This is a genomic window from Microbacterium sp. Mcb102 (genome assembly GCF_024519805.1).
In the GTDB taxonomy this organism is placed as follows: domain Bacteria; phylum Actinomycetota; class Actinomycetes; order Actinomycetales; family Microbacteriaceae; genus Microbacterium.
Window position 1 is genome coordinate 336380 of sequence record NZ_JALJRG010000001.1, and the last position, 20868, is coordinate 357247.

18 protein-coding genes are annotated in these 20868 nt (G+C 68.9%); 8 read left to right on the plus strand and 10 right to left on the minus strand.

The window, feature by feature from the left end; translation table 11 throughout:
• Positions 1-10 precede the first annotated feature (10 nt).
• Together OC372_RS01605 and OC372_RS01610 are read right to left on the minus strand one after the other, a co-directional pair.
• Complete coding sequence (locus tag OC372_RS01605) at positions 11-988, minus strand: zinc-binding dehydrogenase (protein WP_029261904.1); 978 nt, start codon at positions 986-988, stop codon at positions 11-13.
• A gap of 26 nt (positions 989-1014) precedes the next feature.
• Positions 1015-1482 carry a MarR family winged helix-turn-helix transcriptional regulator gene (locus OC372_RS01610; RefSeq protein ID WP_181156182.1) on the minus strand — a complete coding sequence of 156 codons (468 nt, stop codon included), beginning with the start codon at positions 1480-1482 and terminating at the stop codon, positions 1015-1017.
• A 153-nt stretch (positions 1483-1635) separates the two neighbouring features.
• Between OC372_RS01610 and OC372_RS01615 the strand changes: the two genes are divergently transcribed.
• The 3 genes from OC372_RS01615 to OC372_RS01625 all read left to right on the plus strand — a co-directional run bounded on the left by OC372_RS01615 (position 1636) and on the right by OC372_RS01625 (position 7100).
• Positions 1636-3309, plus strand: a complete 1674-nt coding sequence (locus OC372_RS01615) for a SulP family inorganic anion transporter (protein WP_262000745.1) — start codon at positions 1636-1638, stop codon at positions 3307-3309.
• A gap of 120 nt (positions 3310-3429) precedes the next feature.
• A complete protein-coding gene (locus tag OC372_RS01620) occupies positions 3430-4410 on the plus strand; it encodes an FUSC family protein (RefSeq protein ID WP_231481856.1) in 981 nt (326 codons plus the stop codon).
• A 98-nt stretch (positions 4411-4508) separates the two neighbouring features.
• A complete protein-coding gene (locus OC372_RS01625; protein WP_262000746.1) occupies positions 4509-7100 on the plus strand; it encodes a LuxR C-terminal-related transcriptional regulator in 2592 nt (863 codons plus the stop codon).
• Between the two features lie 21 nt (positions 7101-7121).
• Here the strand turns inward: OC372_RS01625 and OC372_RS01630 are convergent, their stop codons facing one another.
• From OC372_RS01630 to OC372_RS01650, 5 genes are all read right to left on the minus strand, one after another.
• Positions 7122-7838 (minus strand): GAP family protein, encoded by a 717-nt coding sequence (locus tag OC372_RS01630; protein WP_262000747.1) that lies wholly within the window; start codon positions 7836-7838, stop codon positions 7122-7124.
• A 48-nt stretch (positions 7839-7886) separates the two neighbouring features.
• Entirely contained in the window at positions 7887-8558 is a 672-nt protein-coding gene (locus tag OC372_RS01635) for a GAP family protein (protein WP_262000748.1), read from the minus strand.
• Entirely contained in the window at positions 8558-10237 is a 1680-nt protein-coding gene (locus tag OC372_RS01640) for a SulP family inorganic anion transporter (protein WP_105709712.1), read from the minus strand. The genes OC372_RS01635 and OC372_RS01640 overlap by 1 nt, the downstream gene beginning before the upstream one ends.
• Before the next feature lie 126 nt (positions 10238-10363).
• Positions 10364-11509 carry an AI-2E family transporter gene (locus tag OC372_RS01645; protein ID WP_258133946.1) on the minus strand — a complete coding sequence of 382 codons (1146 nt, stop codon included), beginning with the start codon at positions 11507-11509 and terminating at the stop codon, positions 10364-10366.
• Between the two features lie 71 nt (positions 11510-11580).
• A complete protein-coding gene (locus OC372_RS01650) occupies positions 11581-12495 on the minus strand; it encodes a mechanosensitive ion channel family protein (RefSeq protein ID WP_262000749.1) in 915 nt (304 codons plus the stop codon).
• A 157-nt stretch (positions 12496-12652) separates the two neighbouring features.
• On the opposite strand from OC372_RS01650, the gene OC372_RS01655 reads away from it, so the two are divergent.
• Both OC372_RS01655 and OC372_RS01660 read left to right on the plus strand, forming a co-directional pair.
• On the plus strand, positions 12653-13720 hold the full coding sequence (locus tag OC372_RS01655) for a DUF998 domain-containing protein (protein ID WP_262000750.1): 1068 nt from the start codon (positions 12653-12655) through the stop codon (positions 13718-13720).
• A 148-nt stretch (positions 13721-13868) separates the two neighbouring features.
• Positions 13869-16325: a LuxR C-terminal-related transcriptional regulator gene (locus tag OC372_RS01660; protein ID WP_262000751.1), complete on the plus strand. Its 2457-nt coding sequence runs from the start codon at positions 13869-13871 to the stop codon at positions 16323-16325.
• A 31-nt stretch (positions 16326-16356) separates the two neighbouring features.
• Here the strand turns inward: OC372_RS01660 and OC372_RS01665 are convergent, their stop codons facing one another.
• On the minus strand, positions 16357-16800 hold the full coding sequence (locus tag OC372_RS01665) for a DUF6325 family protein (protein ID WP_136025836.1): 444 nt from the start codon (positions 16798-16800) through the stop codon (positions 16357-16359).
• 4 nt (positions 16801-16804) lie between these two features.
• Positions 16805-17191, minus strand: a complete 387-nt coding sequence (locus tag OC372_RS01670) for an SHOCT domain-containing protein (RefSeq protein WP_029261891.1) — start codon at positions 17189-17191, stop codon at positions 16805-16807.
• A gap of 227 nt (positions 17192-17418) precedes the next feature.
• Here OC372_RS01670 and OC372_RS01675 point away from each other — a divergent pair, with 227 nt between their 5' ends.
• From OC372_RS01675 to OC372_RS01685, 3 genes are read left to right on the plus strand one after another with little or no spacing between them, the layout of a single operon-like run.
• The gene (locus OC372_RS01675) at positions 17419-17853 is read left to right on the plus strand and encodes a DUF6325 family protein (protein WP_105709715.1); all 435 of its coding nucleotides are present in this window, start codon (positions 17419-17421) and stop codon (positions 17851-17853) included.
• A gap of 1 nt (position 17854) precedes the next feature.
• A complete protein-coding gene (locus OC372_RS01680) occupies positions 17855-18202 on the plus strand; it encodes an SHOCT domain-containing protein (RefSeq protein ID WP_029261889.1) in 348 nt (115 codons plus the stop codon).
• A 57-nt stretch (positions 18203-18259) separates the two neighbouring features.
• Positions 18260-19645, plus strand: a complete 1386-nt coding sequence (locus OC372_RS01685; RefSeq protein WP_105709716.1) for a hypothetical protein — start codon at positions 18260-18262, stop codon at positions 19643-19645.
• Positions 19646-19703: 58 nt separating this feature from the next.
• Here the strand turns inward: OC372_RS01685 and OC372_RS01690 are convergent, their stop codons facing one another.
• Positions 19704-20657, minus strand: coding sequence for an HAD family hydrolase (locus OC372_RS01690; protein WP_262000752.1), 954 nt, complete (start codon positions 20655-20657; stop codon positions 19704-19706).
• Positions 20658-20868 lie beyond the last annotated feature (211 nt).

The following is a 20868-nucleotide window of genomic DNA, read 5'->3' on the forward strand; positions in this document are numbered from 1 at the left end:
GAGGCGTGGATCAGAAGCGCAGCAGCACCTTTCCGATGCGTCCGGCGGTGTTGCTCGCCTGCACGGCCGCGCCGATGTCGGCGGCGTCGAAGATGCCGGCGACCGGAAGGGTCAGGGTGCCGTCGGTGACGCGCTGGACCAGTTCGCCGAACAGCTCGCCGCGTGTGCCGGGGTCGAGGCTGGGCATGACCTTGCTGCCCCAGAAGCCCTTCACCGTCGCCTGCTTGAAGATGACGTCGGACGAGGCGATCTCCATCGTGGGGGAGTCCATGGCTCCGAAAGCCACGAGCGTGCCGCCCTCGGCAAGGAGCGACAGCACGTCGCCCGCCGAAGACCCGCCGACGGAGTCGACGCCCGCGACGATCGGTGCGCCGCCGGTGATGTGCGCGACCTGATCCCGCCAGTCGTCCTGGTCCGTGGCGATGACACCTTCGATGCCCTGGGTCCGGAGCTCCTCGATGCCGGCGGTGCGACGGACGAGTCCGAGGACGTTGACGCCGCGGGCGGCGCCGAGCTGGGCGAGCATGCGGCCCACCGCGCCGTTGGCCGCATTCTGCACGATCCACTCGCCCGGCTGCACGTCGAGGAATCGCAGCAGGGTGATCGTGCTGAACGGCATGGAGACCAGCTGCGCTGCGTCCTCGTCCGAGAGGGCGTCGGGCACGGGGATCAGACCTGCGGCGTTCGCGAGGAAGTACTCCGACCATGCGCCGAACGTGCCGCCCGTCGCGACGCGCTGGCCGACGGCGAGGTGATCGACGCCCGCACCGAGAGCGTCGACGATGCCGACCGCCTCGGTGCCCGAAGCCGCGGGGAGGTCGGGCTTGAAGCCGTACGTGCCGCGGACGGTCCACAGATCGTGGTTGTGGATGGGGGAGAGGACCGTCCGAAGACGAACCTGGCCGGCGCCGGGCTCGGGCAGGGGGCGGTCTTCGATTCGGAGGACCTGCTCGGGATCGCCGAACGTCGGGTGGATGAGTGCGCGCATGGGACTTCCTTTTCGGGTGGAGGGGTTCAGTGGGTGGCGTCCGCCGGGGCGGGCGCGGAGAGACTCGCGGTGAGGAGCTGGAGCCGCTCGGTGATGTCGTGCAGTTCGGCGATGAGCTCGCGCCGACGGTCGTCGTCGCTCAGCCCGGCAGCTTCGGCGACCGCACCGTGGATCGGGGCGACCTCGGTGCGAAGTGCCTGGCCGCGTTCGGTGAGCTGTACGGTCACGACCCGTTCGTCGGCCTCGCCTCGGACTCGGGTGACGAGTCCCGCCTGTTCCAGACGACGCACGAGGGGCGAGAGCGTGCCGGAGTCGAGTCGCATCACCGCCCCGAGCGAGCTGATGGTCTGCTCTCCTTCGAGCCACAGTGCGGCCAGCACGAGATACTGCGGATAGGTCAGCCCCCAGGGGGCGAGGAGTGTGCGGTACGCCTGCGTGGTCGCGCGTGATGCGGAGTACAGCGAGAAGCACACCATCTCGTCGGTCATGGCCATGCGATGAGTATTGCACGCAAGTAAGTTGTGCACAACTTAAAGCGGGTGGCCCGCCTTGGCGAAGGGCCACCCCTGCAGGGTGAGATGCGGTTCATGGTGAGTCCCGACCGCAGTACGCTCGGCCGGACGACCACACGGAGGCAGGAGGATGCAGTGACCAGACCGTCCTGGCTGTTCAGCACGCTGGCGGGTTACCAGACCAGATGGGTCGTCCGAGACGTGGTCGCCGGACTCTCGGCCGGTGCCGTGGTGATCCCGCAGGCGATGGCGTACGCGACGATCGCGAACCTTCCCGTCCAGGTGGGGCTGTACACGTGCATCGTGCCGATGGTGGTCTACGCCGCCCTCGGAGGCAGCCGGGCGATGAGCGTCTCGACGACCTCGACGATCGCGACGCTCACGGCGACGACCCTCGTCTCCGCCGGGGTCGCAGCCGGCGCGGAGGACGCGATCGGCTCCCTGATGATGCTCACGCTGCTGGTCGGAATCATCCTGCTTCTCGCCCGGGTCGGCCGACTCGGCTCCCTCGTCGAGAACATCAGCGGGGCCACCGTGCTCGGACTCAAGATCGGCGTCGGCGCCACGGTGGCCGTCGGTCAGCTGCCGAAGCTGCTGGGGGAGACCTACAACTTCTCGGGGCACGGGTTCTTCCGATCGTTGGCCGCCGTCGGAGAGGCGTTCGGCAGCGTCAACTGGCCGACGGTCGCGCTGTCGGCAGGCTCGGTGGTGCTGCTGGTGGTGCTGAAGCGCTGGGTGCCGAAGGTCCCGGGGACACTCGTCGTCGTGGTCGGCGGGATCCTCCTGGTCTGGCTCGGCGGGATCGACCGACTCGGAGTGAGTCTCATCGCCGCCGTGCCGAGCGGACTGCCCGTTCCCGGATTGCCCGACCTGGCGCAGGTCACCGCGCTCGTTCCCGGTGCCCTCGCGATCGCCGTCATGGCTTTTCTCGAGTCCGCAGCCGTCGCCCGAAGCCTGCGCACCGCGGACGAACCACAGATCGACAGCAACCAGGAACTCTTCGCCACCGGTGCGGCGAACACCGTCGGCTCGTTCTTCGGCACCATGCCCGCGGCGGGTGGTTTCTCGCAGAGCGCAGTGAACCAGAGCGCCGGGGCGCGATCCCAGCTGGCGACGGTCGTCACGGTCGTGCTCGCCGTCCTGGTCGCCCTGTTCCTCGGGCCTGTCCTCAGCCTCATGCCCGAGGCCACCCTGGCCGCCATGGTCTTCGTCGCGGTCGCGGGGCTCATCAACGTCCCGGAGCTGCTGCGATGGGCTCGGATCAGCCGCGTCGACTTCTGGATCGCGCTGTCGGTCGCGATCATCGGGCTCACCGCGGGATTGTTGTCGGCCGTCGCCGTCGGTGTCGTGGTGACGCTGATCCTCGTGCTGCGCGAAGTGAACGTCCCGAGGATCCGCGTGGTGGGAAGGATCGCCGGCGTGCTCGGCATCCACCTGGAGCGCGGGCTGTACACCGCGAATGCGCTGGTCAACGAGCGCAGGCTTCTCGAGATCGTCGACGGCGAGGAAGAGGAGGTCGCGGCTCTCGTGCTCGGGATGAGGCAGCAGGAGGTCATGACCATCACCGTGCTCGAGGCGCTCGAGAACCTCGACCGGGAGCTCGCGCAGCGCGACACGGAGCTTCACCTGGCCGCGCTCCCTGAACCGGCCGCCGCTGTCGCCGGACGCACGCCGTGGTTCACGGCGCTGCGCGCGGCCGGTCGCGTGCACGACACCGTGCGGGAGGGGATGGAGACGGCCGCCACCGCCCATCGCCCAGCGGCGGCGGGAGGCGGCGTTCACCCTGGTGAACTCGATGATGCACGCTGACGGCTGATCGAGCGGTGCCTAGGCTGAGCCGTGAGGGCGAATGGCGGGAGACCGCCGTCGGCGAACAAGGGGGACGGGCATGCGGAGAGGCATTCGGATCGCGTCGGCGAGGCGGTCGGGGTGGATGACCAGGCCGGCCTGACCTGGCAGTGGGCGAGGTTCGGTCTCGGTATCGCTTTCGCCCTGCCCGCGATGGTCGTCGCTCCCTTCAGCCCGACGCTCGGTCTCGCTCTCGCCGTCGGTGTTCTTCCCGCGGCGGCGTTCCGGCTTCCGCCTCGGCGACGCGGTCGCGCGGTCATCCTCCTCGTCGGAGGTCTCAGTGCGATCGGGCTGCTCGTGGGTTCGCTGCTCGCCACCGTGCCCGCCGTCGCCGTCGTCGCGGTTTTCGGCGCGGCCGTGCTCGCGTGCATCAATGCGGTGCATGGGCGCCTGGCGCAGCTCGTGCTGATCCTCGTCCTGCCGATGATCGGCATCGGTCTGAGCTTCCCCTGGTCATCGGCAGCCGTCGGGCTCGCGGGAAGTATGGTGGCGGGATCGCTGTACGCGTGGCTCGTCTCCCTGCTCTGGCCGGAGCGAGATGGCCCGCCGCCGCCCGCAGCTCCTGTGCCGCGAGGTCGGGCGATGCTGGTCTACGGGCTCCTTCTCGGTGCCGCGGCTGCGATCGCCGCCGCTGTGGGCTTCCTCCTCGATCTGCAGCACGTCGGCTGGGCGACGGCAGCGGTGCTGCTGGTGATGCGTCCTGTGCGCGGGCAACTCATATCGCGCAGCATCGGCCGGGCGATCTCGGTGCTCGTCGGCGCTTTCGCCGCCGCCGCTTTCGCAGTCCTCGCGCCGGGAGATCTCGTCATCGGCCTCGTCGCCGGCGTCGTCGTCGGTGCCCTGTGTGCGACCCAGGGGAGCCGCTGGTACGTGGCCCCGGGCTTCACGACGTTCATCGCCCTGACCTTCATCCTGGTGAACTCCACGGAGCAGCCCGGAGCACGCTTCCTCGAGCGGGCACTGGAGACACTTCTCGGCGTCGGGCTGGCGCTCTTCTTCGGGGCAGCCGTGCCGTCTCTCCTCTCGTTGCTCGCTCTTCGACGGAGGTCGCCCTCGGTCTAGACCTTCGTCCTCTCGGAAGCGCTTGAGCCCTTATCTGCGCGGTGTCATACTGCGGATATCTACTGGCCTGGCGTCGAACGATGGACCGGGGGGTTCCCATGACGGAGAGCATCGGCGACGACGATGCACCGAGGACGTTCGTCCCCGAGGCGGGCGAGGATGACGTCGCGCGTCCACGACTGCTCGACCGGCTCACGGCCGCGATGGACGAGCCCTGGACCTTGACGCTCGTCACCGCCCCGGCCGGAGCCGGCAAGACCAGGCTCCTCGCCCGCTGGGCCCAGATGATCGACGCGGAACCGGACACCGCGGTGGTGTGGGTCTCGTTCCAGCGCGGTGACGTCGATCTCTCGCTTCTCCGATCGGCGCTCGAACGGATCGACGATGCGCGGCTCCAGGAGAGCCTGGCGAAGGTTCCCCGAGCGGTATCGAGCGACACGGGTCGGTCCCTCGCGCGCGTGCTGCGGGCACCCCCCCGCCGCATCGTGCTCGTCTTCGACGACGTCCACCTGATCCGCACACCGGAGCTGGCCGACATGCTGTCGGGGTTCGTCCAGGCTGTCCCCGGCAACGCGCACGTCGTCCTCTCCGGGCGCGGCACGCGGCTGATCCGCGTTGCGCGGCGTCGTATCGCCGGAATCGCTCTCGAGCTCGACAACGCCGATCTGGCGTTCACCCCCGCGGAGGTGCGGTCCTTCTTCCGCGCCAACGGGATCCCGGTTTCCCAGGGGGAGATCACGAAGATTCTCCAGCGGACCGAGGGCTGGGCCGCGGGACTCCGCCTCATGGTGCTCGCTGGAGCGGCGCACGCCGACATCACCGACAGCGCGCTCCGCGGGGATGCGCCGGCGCTGGTCGATTACTTCCTCGAGGAGGTCTTCGCCGACCTGGACGAGGAGCTGCGGGAGTTCCTCCTCATCACCTCCGTCCCGGAGGCGTTCTCGCTCGACCTCGCGTACCGACTCGCCCCCGGTGCTCCCGCCGCCGCGCTCGTCGAGAGACTCGTGCAGCTCAGCGTGCTGATGGGGAGGCGCGGCAGCGACCCCGTCTGGTACCACTATCACCCGCTGCTGCGGGAGTTCCTCGCTGCCCGCCTGCGGGACCGGGGGCGGGCGGTCGTCGATCGCCTCGAGAAGGAAACCGCCGAGTGGTTCGCCGAGCAGCAGGAGCATCTTCCTGCGCTGCGACACGCCACGCAGAGCTCGGATCCGGCGTGCATCTCCGTGGTTCTGCGTCGGTGCGGGATGCAACTGATCCTGACGGGGCACGCCTGCGCCGTGATCGAGGCGATCGGGACAATGCCCGCTCCGTTGCGGTCGGACGCCGCGGTGCAGATGCTGGTCGCTGCCGCGGAGCTCGCGCGCGGCGATGCCTCTGCGGCGGCAGCCGTCCTCGCGACCGCACGCGACCGGGACGGTTCGGCGGCGACCCGTCAGTGGCTGACGGGTCTCGATCTGCACACGGCCGTGCGCCGCGGAGGGATCACGGAAGCCCTCGCGCGGCTCGGTCGTGCGTTCGACATCGTCACGGGAGAGACCCAGCTCGACACCTACGCATTCCTGCAGGCGGCGATGGGCGAGTTGTATGTCGGTCACCTGGACCGCGCCGAGCGCTATGCGCGCTCCGCTGCCGATCAGGCGCGAGCGGCCGGCGCGATCACGGCGGAGCTCCAGGCATCCGCCGTCCTGAACACCAGCGCCCTCTTCCGGGGCAGGATGCGCGACGTCCTCGCCTCGGGGGCGCGACTCGACGCCCGATGGCGCGAACTCGGAATGCCGGACGATCCCTTCTACGAGGTGACCCGAGTGTGGCGGTACTGGGTTCCGTACGAGCGCCTGCAGGCGGTCGACGCGGAACAGACCTTCCGTGAAGCGGCCGCGATCATCGACTCGGGTTCGGAGCCGGCGATATCGAGGGGTCTGCAGGGGCTGATGGCGCTGCTGAACGCCGAAGGCGCTCCCGACCCGCGTTCGGCGGCGACCACGCTGCTCGAGACGCTGGTCCCTCGCGACGACATGCCGCTTCCTCCGCACTGGTACGCGATGCTGGGCACCTTCGCCGTGCACGCCTTCGACCGCCTGGGCGAGCCGAATCTGCGGGACCAGTTCATCGCTGACACCGAGCGCGCACTCGGCACGAGTGGTGAGGTCGTGGTCCTCCGCGCGATCGCGGCCCTGAACGATCATCGGCACGCGGTGGCGCGCGAGACGCTCGCCCCCGTTCTCGACGGCTCGATGACGTGTGCGCTGCCGGCCTCGATGGTGGACGCCTGGCTGGTCGCCGCCGCGCTCGATGTGCATGCCGGTGACTCCGAGCGGGCACAGGCCTCGCTCTCCCTGGCGCTCTCGCTGGCGGAGTCGGAGGAGCACGTCCGCCGTATCGCCGCGGCCGATCCTGCCGTGATCCGACTGCTGGGCGCGCGGGCGACCGCAGGAACCCGGACCCGCTTCGCCGACACCGTCCGTGAGCGTCTCATCGCCGCGGGGTTGCTCGTGGACACGGAACTCACGCATCGCGAACGCATCGTGCTGCTGGCGTTGAGCCGCAACGCGACGCTGCGTCAGATCGCGCAGGAGGAGTTCATCTCCCCGAACACCGTCAAGACGCACGTGCGCAACATCTACCGCAAGCTCGGCGTCTCGGACCGGGACAGTGTGACGGCGGCCGCGCACGCCCTCGGGATCGAGTAGCGCACAGAGGAAGCCGGTCACTCAGAGCAACGCCGCGAGCGCCTTCTGCAGCTGGAGGGCGCCGATCACGAGGAGCAGAGCCGCGTTGAGCACGTGTGTGTTGCCGGCGATCCACGTGCGGACGCGGTCGAGCAGTGGCTGCGCGTCCCGTCCCCGCACGACGACGTACACGACGGGGAGAGCGATCGGGAGGGTGCCCACCACGACGAAGGCGGCTGCGACCCAGAGTCCCGCGGCCGGATCCACGTCGGACAGGGTGATGTCGAGCGCGGCGATGATGGCGCAGGACGCGTCGACCGGGTTCAGGACGAAGAGCCCGATGCCGAGGAGAAGCGTGCGCCCGGGGCGGAAGGACTCCACCGAGTGCAGCCAGCCGGGGAGTTGGGGCGAGGCGGCCACGACATCGCGTGGCGTCGAAGCCGCCGCCATCCGCTGGATGTGCACCCGGCCCTTCCGATACACCCAGACGGCGGAGACGACGAGGAAGAGGCCGACGAGCAGACGCACGAGCGGCACCCAGAGGGGCGGTTCGCCGCGTTGATGCACCTGGAGCACCGGGAACAGCCACAGGAAGAGCGCCATGAGTCCGGCCAGGCCCAGGAACCACCCGAGCAGATACGCGATCCCGTTGGCCCTGGCGTTCTGCGACAGCAGCACCGCGACGAGAGCCATGATCGCGAGCGGGCTCAGCACGACGCCGAGCGCGACCGGAATGAGATCCAGGATCAGCTCGCCCATCTCCGTGCTCCTCTTCTCCGAGTTCGCCCGCGCCGGTCGGTGACGGGTCTAGAAGCTTCCGATGCCCTTGCCGATCATGGACACCCCGATCACGAGCAGCAGGACGGCCATGATGACGGCGTTCTCGGTGGCGAGCCAGCCGCGCAGGGCGTCGAGCGGGCCGCGGAGGCGATCGGCGGCGATGAGATAGCCGACCACCGGGACCAGGACGGTCGAAGCGGCGATGAGGGTGTAGATGACGATCACCAGCACGATGGATCCGCCCGGAAGCGCCGCCGCGCCGATGTCGGTGCCGGCGCCCGCCGCCATGATCAGGTTCTTCGGGTTCACCGCCGACAGCAGGAAGCCGAGCCCCAGCGCGACCGGGAAGGTGATCGTGTCGATGGCCTTCATCCACTTCGGGAGGGCGGCCTCTTCACCGGCCTTCGGCCGCTTGCGCCACTGCCCGAAGGCCAGGACGAACAGGAGCAGACCGAGCACGAGCTGCACCGCACCGCGGATCGGATGGGAGACGTCGGGGTCATCTGCGGGGAGTATCGAGGACAGCAGGGTGAACACCGTGACCGCGGCCACGATGCCGACGACCCAGCCGAGCAGGAACCCGACGCTGGTCACTCGCGCCTTCGGAGAGAGCAGCATCAGGATCGCGGCGATGATCGGTATGGGACTGATCGCGACGCCGAGTGCGAGCGGAAGCATGTCTCCGATGACGGTACCCATCACTGGTCTTCTTTCGGTAGGGATTCGCGTTCGGCCGATGACGGCACCAGACGCGTGATGGCTGAGCGGTTGGTCGAATAGACGTCCTCCGACGTCAGCAACCCGAGGCTGGTCAGTCGGTGCAGCGTGTTCGGGCGGACCCTGCTGAACGAGAGCGACACCGACCGAGCCGCGAGCCAGTCCTTGAGCGATGCGAACGATTCGGCGCCCGTGACATCGACATCGGTCACGGCCTCCATGTCGACGACGAGGTGCTGGACGGCCCCGTCGCCCGCCGAACGGATGGCGTCCTTCACCGCGGTGGAGAAGACCGCCCCGTTCGCGAAGAAGAGCGGGGCGGCCAGGCGGATGACGATCACCCCCGGAGCGGTCACGGTTCCGGCAGGAGCGTCCTCGAGCAGGGACTCGCCCGGATCACCGCTGGATTCCAGGACGTCGATCGCGGGATTCGAAGCGCGTCGCGCGATGTTGATGAGCGCGAGCACGAACGCGACGAGGATGCCCGGGATCGAGCCGATGAACAGGGTGACGAGGAAGCAGGTCGCGCCGATCAGGAACTCGAACCGGTCCTTGCGCCACAGATCGATGAAGTCGCGGATCCCGAGGAGCGGGATGATCGCGACCCCGACGATGGCACCGATGGCGGGCGAGGGGATGTCCGCCAACAGAGCGGTGCCGAAGAGGAGGAGCAGGAGCGTTCCGACGGCGAGGATCAGTGCGGGGAATTGTGTGCGCGATCCCGCCTGGTCCATGGCTGCCGTGCGCGAAGTCGACGATCCGACGGCGAAGCTGCCCTGAGCTCCCGCAGCGACGTTGGCGATGCCGAACGCGAACAGGTCCCGGTTCGCATGGAACGGATAGCCGTGCTTCTCGGAGTAGGAGCGCGAGACCAGGAGCCCCTCAGCGGTGGTGACCAGCGTCAGCGCGATCGCGGACGGAATCAGCGCGAGCCAGAGTGACCAATCGATCATCGGCCAGGTCAGCTCGGGCGGACCCGCGGGGACTTCACCCAGAACGGCGACACCGCGTTGATCGAGACCCGTGAGGACGACCACGAGCGTCGTCGCCACGAGGACGATCAGCGCCCAGGGGATGGCGCGCAGGTACCGGCGTCCCAGCAGCAGGACCGCCACCGAGCACACCGAGATCAGCACGGCCCAGAGATTGATGGTGGCGAGACCTCCGATGAGGTCGGCGACCTTACCCGTGAACTCCTTGCCGGAGTCGATCTTGACGCCAAGCATCTTCGCGACCTGACTGACCATGATGTCCAGTGCGAGGCCGCCGACGAATCCGACCAGGATCGGCTTCGAGAGGAAGTTCGCCAGGAATCCGAGCTTGAACACGGCGAGGAGCACGAACATGCCGCCGCAGATGATCGCCTGTGCGAGGGCGAGCGTCGCGTAATCGGCGCTGCCCGCCGCGGCAAGGCCACCGATCGACGAGGCGACGAGTGCGGCAGCTGCCGCATCAGGGGAGGCGACCAGCTGACGGGAGGAGACGACGAGGGCGTACACGATCGTCGGCACGATCAACGCGTACAGTCCCGCGGTCGGGGGGAGCCCGGCGATCTGCGCATATCCGATGTTCAAGGGGATGGCGATGGCGAGCAGCGTGACGCCGGCTGTCAGCTCCGTGAGGAAGTTGCGCCTCGTCAGCCCCGCGAGTGGACGTTGCACGTCGACTCCCTTCGGGAGCGCTCCGGACGAGCGCGTTCGCGTTCACGATCCCATCGTGGGGGTCGCGGCGACCATGCCCGGGTCGCAACCTCCTCCGGGTGATTTACCGAGACCATGGGTGCCCTTTCATCCGTTGCCACGCGCCCGGCGACGCCGATTCCGACCGCGCGCGACGGGACGCTGTTCCGGTTCGGGCTCCGGCGGCAGGGCCGTGTGGTCGCCGGAGAGCCAGCGCACCCACGTCGACTCAGGATCGCCTTCGAGGACCAGTGTGCGCACGAGCAGGGTGAGGGGGATGGAGAGGATCGCGCCGAGCGGTCCGATGATGAAGGTCCAGAAGATCACGGAGAAGAAGCTCAGCGTGAGGCTGAGGTCGACCGCATCGCTGACGAACTTCGGCTGCACGAGCACTTGGAGGACCACGTTGACGATGCTGTAGACCGCGATGACGCCGAGAAGCAGTGGCCAGCCCCCGACCACGAAGGCGAGGATCGCCGGGGGGATGAGCCCGACCACGAAGCCGACGTTGGGGATGAAGTTCGTGACGAACGCGAGGATCGCCCACACCACTGGCGCCGGGATGCCCATCCACCACAGGGCCAGCCCGTCGATGACAGCCACGATCGCGCCGAAGGTGGCATTGACGATGTAGTAGCGCCGGACGCCGGAGTTCAGGCGGGAGATCCGCGCGAGGGCGGCACCCTTCGTCGCGCCGAACAGAGCGGGCGCTCGACCGTAACGGGCTGCATCGATCGCCATGAAGATGATGTAGGCGCAGACGAAGAACAGCGCCGTCGCGACGCTGAGGACGGTGCCGCCGATGCTTCGTGCGACGCCGAGCAGCGTCTCGGGATCGAGGACCGAGGCTGCCGCGTCCGAGGCCTCCTCGTCGAGGCCGAGTGACTGCAGCCACCCCACCACCTCTGCGGCGGTGTTCTCGAGACCGCCCTGCGACACCAGGTCGCCGATGAGTCGCGCGAACTGCGTGCCGGCGAGCCAGAGCAGAGCGCCCATCGACAGCAGTATCAGGTAGGCGACGACGATGACCGCGGTCGTGCTCGCCCACTGCGGCCAACCGCGCCGATCGAGCGGGCGGCGAAGCGGCTCGCAGATGACGACGATCACGATGGCGAGTGCGATCGGCCCGAACAGATCACGCGCGAAGTACACGCCGGCCAGCGTCACCGCGCTCGCCGCGAGCAGAAGAAGCACGCGCAGACTGGGGGAGAGCATGCGATCGGTGGCGCGCTCGGGCGCAGGCGAGGGGTTCACGCGGCCAGCGTAGCCCGCGGTCGGACGGGAGCCCGGTCGCCTCGCGGACGGCGGACCGGCGGCCCGGGAGATCAGAACGGCTCCGGGGGCACGAGGGGCGGGGGCCCCTGCTGCGGCGTGACCACGGCTTGCAGCCCCGACGCCTCGAGAGCCTCCGCGACGCCGCGCACGGTGTCGGAGATCACGGCACTGCCGTGCAGTGGGTGGTGCCAGATCTGGAGGGTGAGCGTCCAGCGAGTGGGCGAGATCGCGGCGACGCGCACGGTCGGGTGCTCGCGGGCGTGCACGCCGTCGACACCGCTCGCCGCATCCGTGATGGTCGTGACCGCGTCGTCCAGGTCGAGCCCCGTTGACCGCGCGATGCGGATGTCGACGTCGCTTCGGCGCGCGCCGTGACGCGAGTCGTTCACCAGGACCCCGGTGAGCAGCGCGGCGTTCGGCACGTGCACCGTGCGGCCGTCGACCGTCGTGAGGATGACCGAGCGACCGTTGAGCTCCTGCACGGTGCCCCGGATCACCCCGTCGGGGCCGTCGATGCCGATCTCCTCGCCGATCTTCACCGACTGACGGGACTGGATCAGGACCCCGGCAGCGAAGTTGTCCGCGACACCGCGCAGCACCAGGACCAGGACGATCGCGGCGATGACCGTCATCGCGAGCAGAGGCTGCACGTTCGCCCCGAGAAACGCCAGCCCGACCCCGATCCCGACCAGGAGCAGCGCGTACTGCGTGAAGCGCGCAGCCAGCTGCGAGACGGAGTCGGAGATTCCCGGGGTCCGCGCCGCCAACTTCAGCACGCCATTGCGAGCGAGCCGCGAGAGCAGCCAGCCGATCAGCACCGACAGCAGCGCGAGCACGATCTGCCACCCCGACAGGCCCTCCGGGAACAGGTCGCCCAGCGTCACGATCGCCGTCCGCTCGACGTCTGCCCCACGCTCCTCGACCTCATCCGACAAGCATGCGCGACGCGTCTCCCCGGTGCCCACGACACTCATCCTCAACGGGTGAGCACGGCGCGACACACGTGCGGCGGGGCCGGACGGCCTGCTCGGCGAGTCCATCGGCCGCGCTTCACGGCGCCGCATCGCCCCGAAGGGATGAGCCGCTCTCGCCGGTGGTGCAGCGGAGAAGGAGACTGAGCTCATGTCGTCGACGCCAGCAGGGCACGATCTCCTCACGGAAGCCCGCTCCCGCGGGGCCACACGAGAGCGCGCTCGGGAAGCCATCGGGCTCCAGATCTCGATCTTCGCGTTCGTCCTCGCCGCCCTCGTCGCACTGCCCGTGTTCCGGCTGCAGTCCGCGCCGATCGCGGGTCCCGACTCGCTCGGACAGTTCGCGGCGCTGATGTCGGCGGTGACGGCGATCGTCGTCTTCGTGCTCGGGCGTGTCATCGCGGCCGACCCGGCGCGGCGCGACCGACTCGGGGTGCTCGACATCGTCGACATCGCCGCGTTCGCCTTCGCGCACGCCATGATCGCGCTACTCGGGTGGACCCTGGCGGCGACGATCGTCGAGGCGGGACTCATCGGCGCTGCGGTGTTCCCGGTACCTGTGCTGATGCTGGCCGGTGCCGCGGCCGCATTGACCGCATACGTGACCTACTACTCCGCCACGCACCTCGACCTGCAGCTGCTGGCCACGGTTCTCGCCGTGTTCCTCGTGCTGGGAGTGCTCGCGAGCATGCTCACGGCGAGCGACCCGCAGTGGTGGAAGGAGAACCTGAGCGCTCTCGGCATGACGGACGACCTCTCCGCCCGGGCCTTCAACCTGACCCTGATCGTCGCCGGGATCCTGGTGACGACGCTGGCCCGCTACGCGACGAAGGGGATTCCGACGCCTCATCCGCGCGGGGCCGCCTCGGTGCGCACGTGCCTCGTGATCGTCGGCATCTTCCTCGGTCTGGTGGGGGTGTTCCCCGTGGATGAGCACTTTGCCCTGCACACCGGGGTGGCTTCGGGGATGGTGGTCGCCTACGCGGTGCTGATCATCGCCGTCCGGTGGTGGGTGCCGGGCGTCTCGCGCACGTTCCTGCTCGTCGGCTACGTCTTCACCCTTCTGATCCTGCTGCTCGCGGTGTTCTTCGCCGTCGGCTACTACACCCTGACCGCGGTCGAGCTGGTGGCGGGGACGGTCGTCTTCACGTGGATCATCCTGTTCATCCGCACCGCCGACGCACTCAAACGCGACGCCGGGAGAGGTCTCGCGGACTGAAAGATCACCCGGAGGATGCCCTTGAGGGCGGGGCGCCGACGCCACTAGCTTTGGTGCCATGTCGCCCCCCGTACGATCGACGACGCCGGGACCCGTGGTGCGCTTCCGCCCACCGGGGCCCCAACCGGGTGCCATCCGCCGGGAAAGGGTGAGCACCGCGATCGCCGATGCAGCGGCGATCGACCCGCTGACGGTCGTCAGCGCGCCGAGTGGCTTCGGCAAGACGACCGCGGTCGCCGACTGGGCTTCCGGGCTCGAGCAGGTCGCCTGGCTCAGCCTCAGTTCCTTCGACTCCGACCCTTCGCGTCTGACGTACGGCGTCGTGCATGCTCTGCTCGTCGGCGCCGAGCGTGCGGGGCGTCCACTCGCACTCGCGCGGGACCTCGACGATCCCGAGCATGCCTATCAGGAGATCTGCGGCGCCCTCGAGGCGCTCGACACCCCCATGCACCTGATCGTCGACGACGCGCACCGCGCCGGTGAGAGCTGGCGCACCGGGCTCCTCGGCATGCTCGCGGAGCAAGCACCCGAGAATCTCCGGGTCGTGCTGGTCGGGACGACGCTGCTCGAGGTCACCCTCTCGCGGCATCGACTCACGCATCCTGCTTCCTTCGTCGGTGTGGACACGCTCAGCTTCACGGCCCCGGAGGTCAAGCTCCTGCGCACCGCAGACGGAGCCGGGCTCGCTGCCGAGACGATCTTCGCGGAGTCCAGAGGGTGGCCGATCGCCGTGCGGCTCATGATGATCGGCGGTGCCCGACCCGACGCCCGCGCACAGAGCGCGTCGAGCTTCCTCGGGACCTACGTCCGCGAACACGTGCTCGGGGCGCTGCCGGCCGAGATCGCCGACTTCGTGCTCGACGGCAGCGTCTGCGGCGAGCTGACTCCCGAGCTCGCCGCCGCCGTGACCGAACGTCCGGATGCGGCAGAGCTGCTGGAGACGTGCGTGCGGCTCGGTCTTTTCCTCGATCGTTTCGAGGGTCCGCACGGCGTCGTCTACCGGTGGCACACCTCGTTCGCCAAGCAGTGCGCCGACATCGTCGCGCTCGACACCGCTCGGGCTGCGGCCTGCCATCGCCGCGCCGCCATCGCGCTCGAGGCGACGGACCCCACCGCCTCGATCGCGCACTCGCTTCGTGCGGGAGATGCGGAGATCGCGAGGGAGACGCTGCTGCACCACTGGCTCGGCCTCGTGGTCGGTGCCCGCGCGGCGGAGATCGAGCAGACGGCGATCGACATGCTGCGCCGTACGCCCGACGACGCGCAGGTGCTCCTGGTGCGTGCGTGCGCAAGCGATGTGCTCGGCGACCATCGCGTCGCGCGCGAGCTCTTCCGGCGCGCAGAGGCGATGATCGCGCGCACCGGCGACGGGACGGAGCCCGCGGTCCTGCAGATCGCGCGTCTGTTCATCACCGACGAGCGGTCAGAGGTCGCTGAAGCGAGTGCGAAGGTGCGGCAGATGCTCCTCGACGCGGATTCGACCGAGCTCGGAGACCGCGCGGCACTCAACTATCTCCTCGGGTGGACCGAGAACCGGCACCGCGGTAACCCGATGATCCCGCTCGAGTACTTCTCGGCCGCGGCGAGGGAGGCGCAGAGCTCCGGCGATCGCGAACTCGCGAAGCGGTCCCTGGGGCATCTCGCCTTCGGCCAGACCTGGGCGGGTCGCCTCGTCGATGCGAGGTCATCGCTGGCCGCGGCACATCATGAGGATGACGTGAGTCTTCCCTGGAGCACCTACGCCGGAGGAAGCGCCGCCGCAGCCGCCGGGTACGTCGCGTACTGGTCGGGGGAGTTCGATGAAGCGATGCGGGCTTTCGGGACGGTGATCGCCAACGGGAGTTCCGACCGTTCCTTCACCGGCGTGGCGCGGATGATGATCGCGTACACGGCGGCCGAGACCGGTGATGTCCCGACATGCCGTCGCGCGGCGATCGGCGTGCAGGACATCCCGCTCGAGGTCGTCCACGGTATCTCCTGGCCGGCATTTCGGGAATCGTCCGTCGCGGTTCTCGAGGAGGCGGTCGGTCGACAGGACCGCGCGTTGCGGATCGCCAGGAAGTACCTCCACTGCCCGGACCTGCCGGTCGTGAACGTCACGCTCGCCGGTGTGCTGCGCCGTGCCGGTGACTACCCCGCAGCTCTGGAGATGCTGCGATCGCTGCGGGCGTTCAGCGAGGTGTCGTACGTGAAGACAGCGACCCTGATCACCGCCGCCGTGCTGCGCCGTCACACCGGGCACCACGACGAGGCGCACGAGTTGTGCGAAGCCGCGGTCGCGGTCGCCTCCGGGGAGAACATCCGGCTGCCGTTCGGACCCCGTGAGGCGGCGGTGCGCAAGCTGCTGGGCGAGCACGTGCATTTCGGCACGCAGTTCGAGGACTTCATCGGTCGATGCCTCGCCAACGATGCCGCCGGCTCGCTGGTGGAGACGCTCTCGGAGCGGGAGCGCGATGTGTTCCAGCAGTTGCAGACGGCGCGCACACTGCACGAGATCGCTCGGGAGCTGGCCGTGTCGATCAACACGGTGAAGACCCACCAGCGCGCCATCTACCGGAAGCTCGGGGTGTCCTCCCGCCGAGAGGCCGTGCGGACGACCGTCTGACCCCGCGCCGCGTTCCGCGCCCGCCGACGCGTCAGGGCTGGCGCAGCGCCGATGCGAGAACCGTGTTCGCGATCGAGGCGGGGATGGGTTGGGTCGCGAGGATCCGATCACCCCGACGGTCGACATCGTGGGAGAAGCGTTCACTCCAGGTCGGCTCGACGAGGATGAGTGCTGCGAGGGAGCCGATGGGGAGCCCGGATGCGAAGTGCCGGGCGTCGTCTTCGCAGACGAGACCAGGGGTGTCCAGACCGAGACCGGCGAGGGTGAACTCATCGGCGTCGATCTCGATGAGGTGCCAGTCCTCCGCGCCGAGCCGGCGGATGAGAAGGAAGTCCAGAAGGCGGATGGCGCCGCTCTCCACCTGTCGGAGCAGGGCTTCGAGGATGTCGGGGCTGAGGCGGTCGTCCTCCAGGCGCACGACGACGAATTCGACGTCGCCGAGCGCCTGCAGGGACATATCGACCACCTCAGCCACGATGTCAGCTCAGTGCGCGCGTCTTGATGGCGGCGAACTCGTCGGGAGTGATCGTTCCCGCCGCGAGGAGCTTCGACGCCTTGTCGATCTCATCGCTGGGACTGGATCCGGCGACGCTGCGGATGTAGGAGTCGGCAGCGTGCTGCTGCTCCCGGTACGCCGAGACGCTGCGTTCGCCCATTCCCTTGCCGCGTGCGATGAGGTAGACGAGCGCCGTGAGGAAGGGCACGAAGATGAGGAAGATGATCCACACGGCCTTCCACCACCCGTTGAGGGCGTGATCCCGGAACAGGTCGGCCACGATGTTGAAGAGCACCATCAGGTAGGAGATGAACACGAAGACCCAGAAGAACCACCAGATGATGTCCCAGAAGCTTTCCCAAATGGACACTTCGGACCCCTTTCGTTGAGTTACTGCGTACGGCGATAGTGACAGCGCCTCCACGGGCGCGGGAAAGCTGCTCACCCCTAGCGGGCGACCCCCGTGCCCGGCAGGTCGAGCCGCCGGACGGCGAAGTTCTCATCCGATCGGGGTGAGGGCGGCGATCACCCCGATCGCGGCAGTGCGAACATGGCCGCAGAGTCCCGGTACGTCGTCGCCGGGAGAAGGGATACTCCATGAATGACTTCCGATTCGGCCCCGCCGAGTTCTACCTCGTCGGGTTCGAGGGCGATCGTCCAGACCCGGCGACGTTCCGCGCGCTGACCGACCTCGTCGACAGCGGGGTCGTGCGATTGCTCGACTTCGTCCTGCTGTCGAAGTCGGCGGCAGGGGAAGTGGAGATCGTCGAGCTCGACACGGATGACGACTCCCTCGGACTCGACGACTTCGAGCCGATCGCCGCCGGGCTGGCCGGCGAAGAGGACGTGGAGGCCCTCGCGAGCGCTCTCGCCCCCGGTCAGTCCGCTGCCGTCGTCGTCCTGGAACTCGCTTTCGCCCGCACCCTCGCGCAGAACCTCGCCGCCGCCGGCGGTCAGGTGCTCCGTAGCGAGCGCGTGCCGGCACCCGTCGTGAACGCCATGATGGACATCCTCGATCAGGAAGGTGAATGACATGCCCTTGAGAAGATTCGGTCGCCCGGGACTGATCGGACTGGCCGCCAGGACCGCGGTGGTAGCGGGAACGGCGTCGGCGGTCGGCGGTGCGATGTCGCGGCATCAGCAGGAGCGTGCGCAGGGGCAGTACGAGCAGCAGCAGTACGAAGCCGCTCAGCAGCAGGCGCAGGTCGACGCCGCCGCGCAGAACGCGGCAGCCCAGTATGCGGCTCCGCCGGTACAGGCGGGTGCGCCGGCCGGGACGGATGATCTGATCGCGAAGCTGCAGCAGCTGGCGTCGCTGAAGGACGCCGGCGTGCTGTCCGAGACGGAGTTCGCTGCGGCAAAGCAGAAGCTCCTGAGTTGAGAGGTCTGGCCGTCGTCGGCACACGCGAGCGACGCGACCGCACGAGGAGGAGAGCGAATGAGTGAACTGGATGATCTGCGAGCCCGGGTGCTCCTCCTCGAACAGGAGAACCAGACACTCAAGAGCGAGACTCGAGAGAAGCCTCGTCGCCGACCGGTGGGCAGGAGCATCGTCGCCGGAATCGTGCTCGCCGTGGCGGTGCTGCTCGCGCCGATCGCGGCGATGGGAACGTGGGCGCGCCTGCAGCTGGTCGACGCCGATCGGTTCGTGGCGACGTTCGCGCCCCTGGCCGAGGATCCGGACGTGCAGGACTTCGTCGCCGCTCAGGCCAGCGCCGCCATCCAGGAGCAGGTCGACCTCACGGCTGTGGTCGGCGAGGTGTTCGACGGACTACGCGAGCTCGATCTGCCGCCGCGCGCGGCATCGGCGCTGACCCTCCTGGAGGCGCCGGCGGCGAGCGGACTGACATCCCTCGTCGACGGGGTGATCCACGACGTCGTCGCCTCGGACCAGTTCGCCGATATCTGGGCGCAGTCGCTGCGCTTCACCCACGAGCGCGCTGTCGCGATCATGCAGAACAGCCCGGACACCGCGCTGCAGCTGGCGGACGACGGGGTGCTCTCGATCGACCTCGGCCTCGTCGTCGAGCGGGTCAAGTCGGTGCTGGCCGAGCGCGGTGTCGGCTTCGCCGATCTGATCCCGGAGATCGACCGATCGATCCCGATCGCCCAGGCGGACGCTCTGGTGCTCGTGCGGACCGTCTACCAGATCGCCGTCGCCGCAGGGTTCTGGCTGCCCTGGGTCGTGCTCGGCCTCGTGGTCGCCGGCATCCTGATCGCCCGGAACCGCCCGCGCGCGCTCTTCTGGACCAGTGCCGCGTTCGCGGTCGCCTTCCTCCTGCTCTCCGCAGGCATGGGCATCGGGCGGACGTTCTTCATCGGGGCCGTGAGCCCGTCGATCATGACGTCGGCCGCCGCACAAGCCCTGTTCGACGAGGTCACCTCGCTGCTCAGCTCGACGATCGTCGCGCTGGCGATGGTCGGCGTGCTCATCGCGGTGTGGGCGTGGCTCGCCGGTTCGAGCCGCAGCGCCGGGGCCACTCGTGGTGTCCTCGAGAGCGGCTTCTCCGCGGTGCGCGGGACCTGGGAGCGACGGGGACTGTCCACCGGACGATTCGGTCTCGCGGTGGATAGGTTCCACGGACCCATCGTCATCGTCGGCATGGCTCTCGCACTGCTCATCCTGATCGTGACGCGACCCGTCTCGTTCGGGACGGTGGTCGGCGTGACGATCGGACTGATCGTCTTCATGATCCTGATCGAGCTGCTGCGGCGCCCGACCGCGGAGGCGGATCCCCTGGATGCCCCGGGGACGCCCGAGACGGATGGCATGGGGATCGAGACCGCCGACCCGGAATCTCCGGTGGTCACCGCCGCTTCGTGAGCCGCCACGCAGGAGGATGCCCGGAGAGCCGCGCTCCCCGGGCATCCTCTTGCGTCGTTCAGGCGCCGTCGACCTCGGAAGCGGCCTGGGGGAACACGGTCGCCCAGTCGTCCTTGACGCTCACGACGGTGTACCCGGCGTCATCGGCGGCAGCGAGCGCCTTCTCCGCGCCCGCGTCGTAGGGTGCGTCGCCGCGGTCGGGGTCGTCGTGGTGGATCAGGATCGCGAATCCGGGGCGGGGTCCCTTGCGGGCGAAGTCGAGCATGGCCGTGTCGCCGTTCGAGTTGCCGCCGGCGAACAGCGGCCGTCGGCCGATGCGGCTCCAGATGCGCACCGGCTTCTCGGGTCCGTCGTCGAAGAATGCGAGGGATGACGAGTACTTCACGGTCGCGTCGGCGTCGTCCCAGGTGAGACCGAAGGCCGAGCCCACGACGCGCTCCGGCGGGATGCCGTAGTTGGCCTGCGTCATCGGTCGCATGAAGTCGCGCTCGCCGCCCGACACGATGTAGCAGGTGAAGCCGTGGCTCTCCAGGTACCGAAGCAGCTCGACCATCGGCTGGTACACGGCGTCGGCGTAGGGCCGCTTCAAGGCCGGATGCTGCGCCGTGCGATAGAACTCCCCGACAGAGAGCGCGTAGTCCTCCACGCTCATCCCGTCGGTGAGGCCGACGAGCGCCTGGATGATGGTCTTCAGGTCGGAGTCGTCACCGCTGTAGTGCTTGTCGATAGCCGTGCTCAGCCAGCCGAAGTCGCCACTCACCGCGGCGAGGTACGGTTGCCGCTCCGCGAGCTCCGGCGCGCGTTCCGCCGCTGTACGCCATTGCTCGACCACGTAGTGCAGTTGCGTGGGCATCGGCTTCTCGGACCACAGTGTGCCGTCGTTGTCGAACACGGCGATGCGCTCCTCGACCGGCACCGCATCCGGGCCCTCCGTGACGGAGGCGACGAAGGCCTCGATGTCTCTGCGCGTGCGGGTGTCGCGCCAAGAGGGGAGAGAGCTGTGATCGGTCATGTCGGGTCCTCGCGTCTCGATGAGTGGGCGGCAATCGCCTCCAGGGTCGCACCCGCGGTGTCGTCGCACAGTCATCGGTCACCCGGTGGGGGCGATGCCGTCGACCGTAGGGCGGCGATGTGTACGTCCAGCCGGGTCACCGTCGGTCGAGGATCCGTACTGAATCACCGCGAGGCCGAAATCGCAAGGGGGTCATGTGCGGGGATGGCTC

Coding starts and splice junctions, on each gene's coding strand:
- OC372_RS01625 (WP_262000746.1), top strand. CDS start 4,509: ATGACGGAGAGCATCGGCGACGACGATGCACCGAGGACGTTCGTCCCC.
- OC372_RS01685 (WP_105709716.1), top strand. CDS start 18,260: ATGAGTGAACTGGATGATCTGCGAGCCCGGGTGCTCCTCCTCGAACAG.
- OC372_RS01635 (WP_262000748.1), bottom strand. CDS start 8,558: ATGGGTACCGTCATCGGAGACATGCTTCCGCTCGCACTCGGCGTCGCG.
- OC372_RS01605 (WP_029261904.1), bottom strand. CDS start 988: ATGCGCGCACTCATCCACCCGACGTTCGGCGATCCCGAGCAGGTCCTC.
- OC372_RS01680 (WP_029261889.1), top strand. CDS start 17,855: ATGCCCTTGAGAAGATTCGGTCGCCCGGGACTGATCGGACTGGCCGCC.
- OC372_RS01675 (WP_105709715.1), top strand. CDS start 17,419: ATGAATGACTTCCGATTCGGCCCCGCCGAGTTCTACCTCGTCGGGTTC.
- OC372_RS01630 (WP_262000747.1), bottom strand. CDS start 7,838: ATGGGCGAGCTGATCCTGGATCTCATTCCGGTCGCGCTCGGCGTCGTG.
- OC372_RS01655 (WP_262000750.1), top strand. CDS start 12,653: ATGTCGTCGACGCCAGCAGGGCACGATCTCCTCACGGAAGCCCGCTCC.
- OC372_RS01690 (WP_262000752.1), bottom strand. CDS start 20,657: ATGACCGATCACAGCTCTCTCCCCTCTTGGCGCGACACCCGCACGCGC.
- OC372_RS01610 (WP_181156182.1), bottom strand. CDS start 1,482: ATGGCCATGACCGACGAGATGGTGTGCTTCTCGCTGTACTCCGCATCA.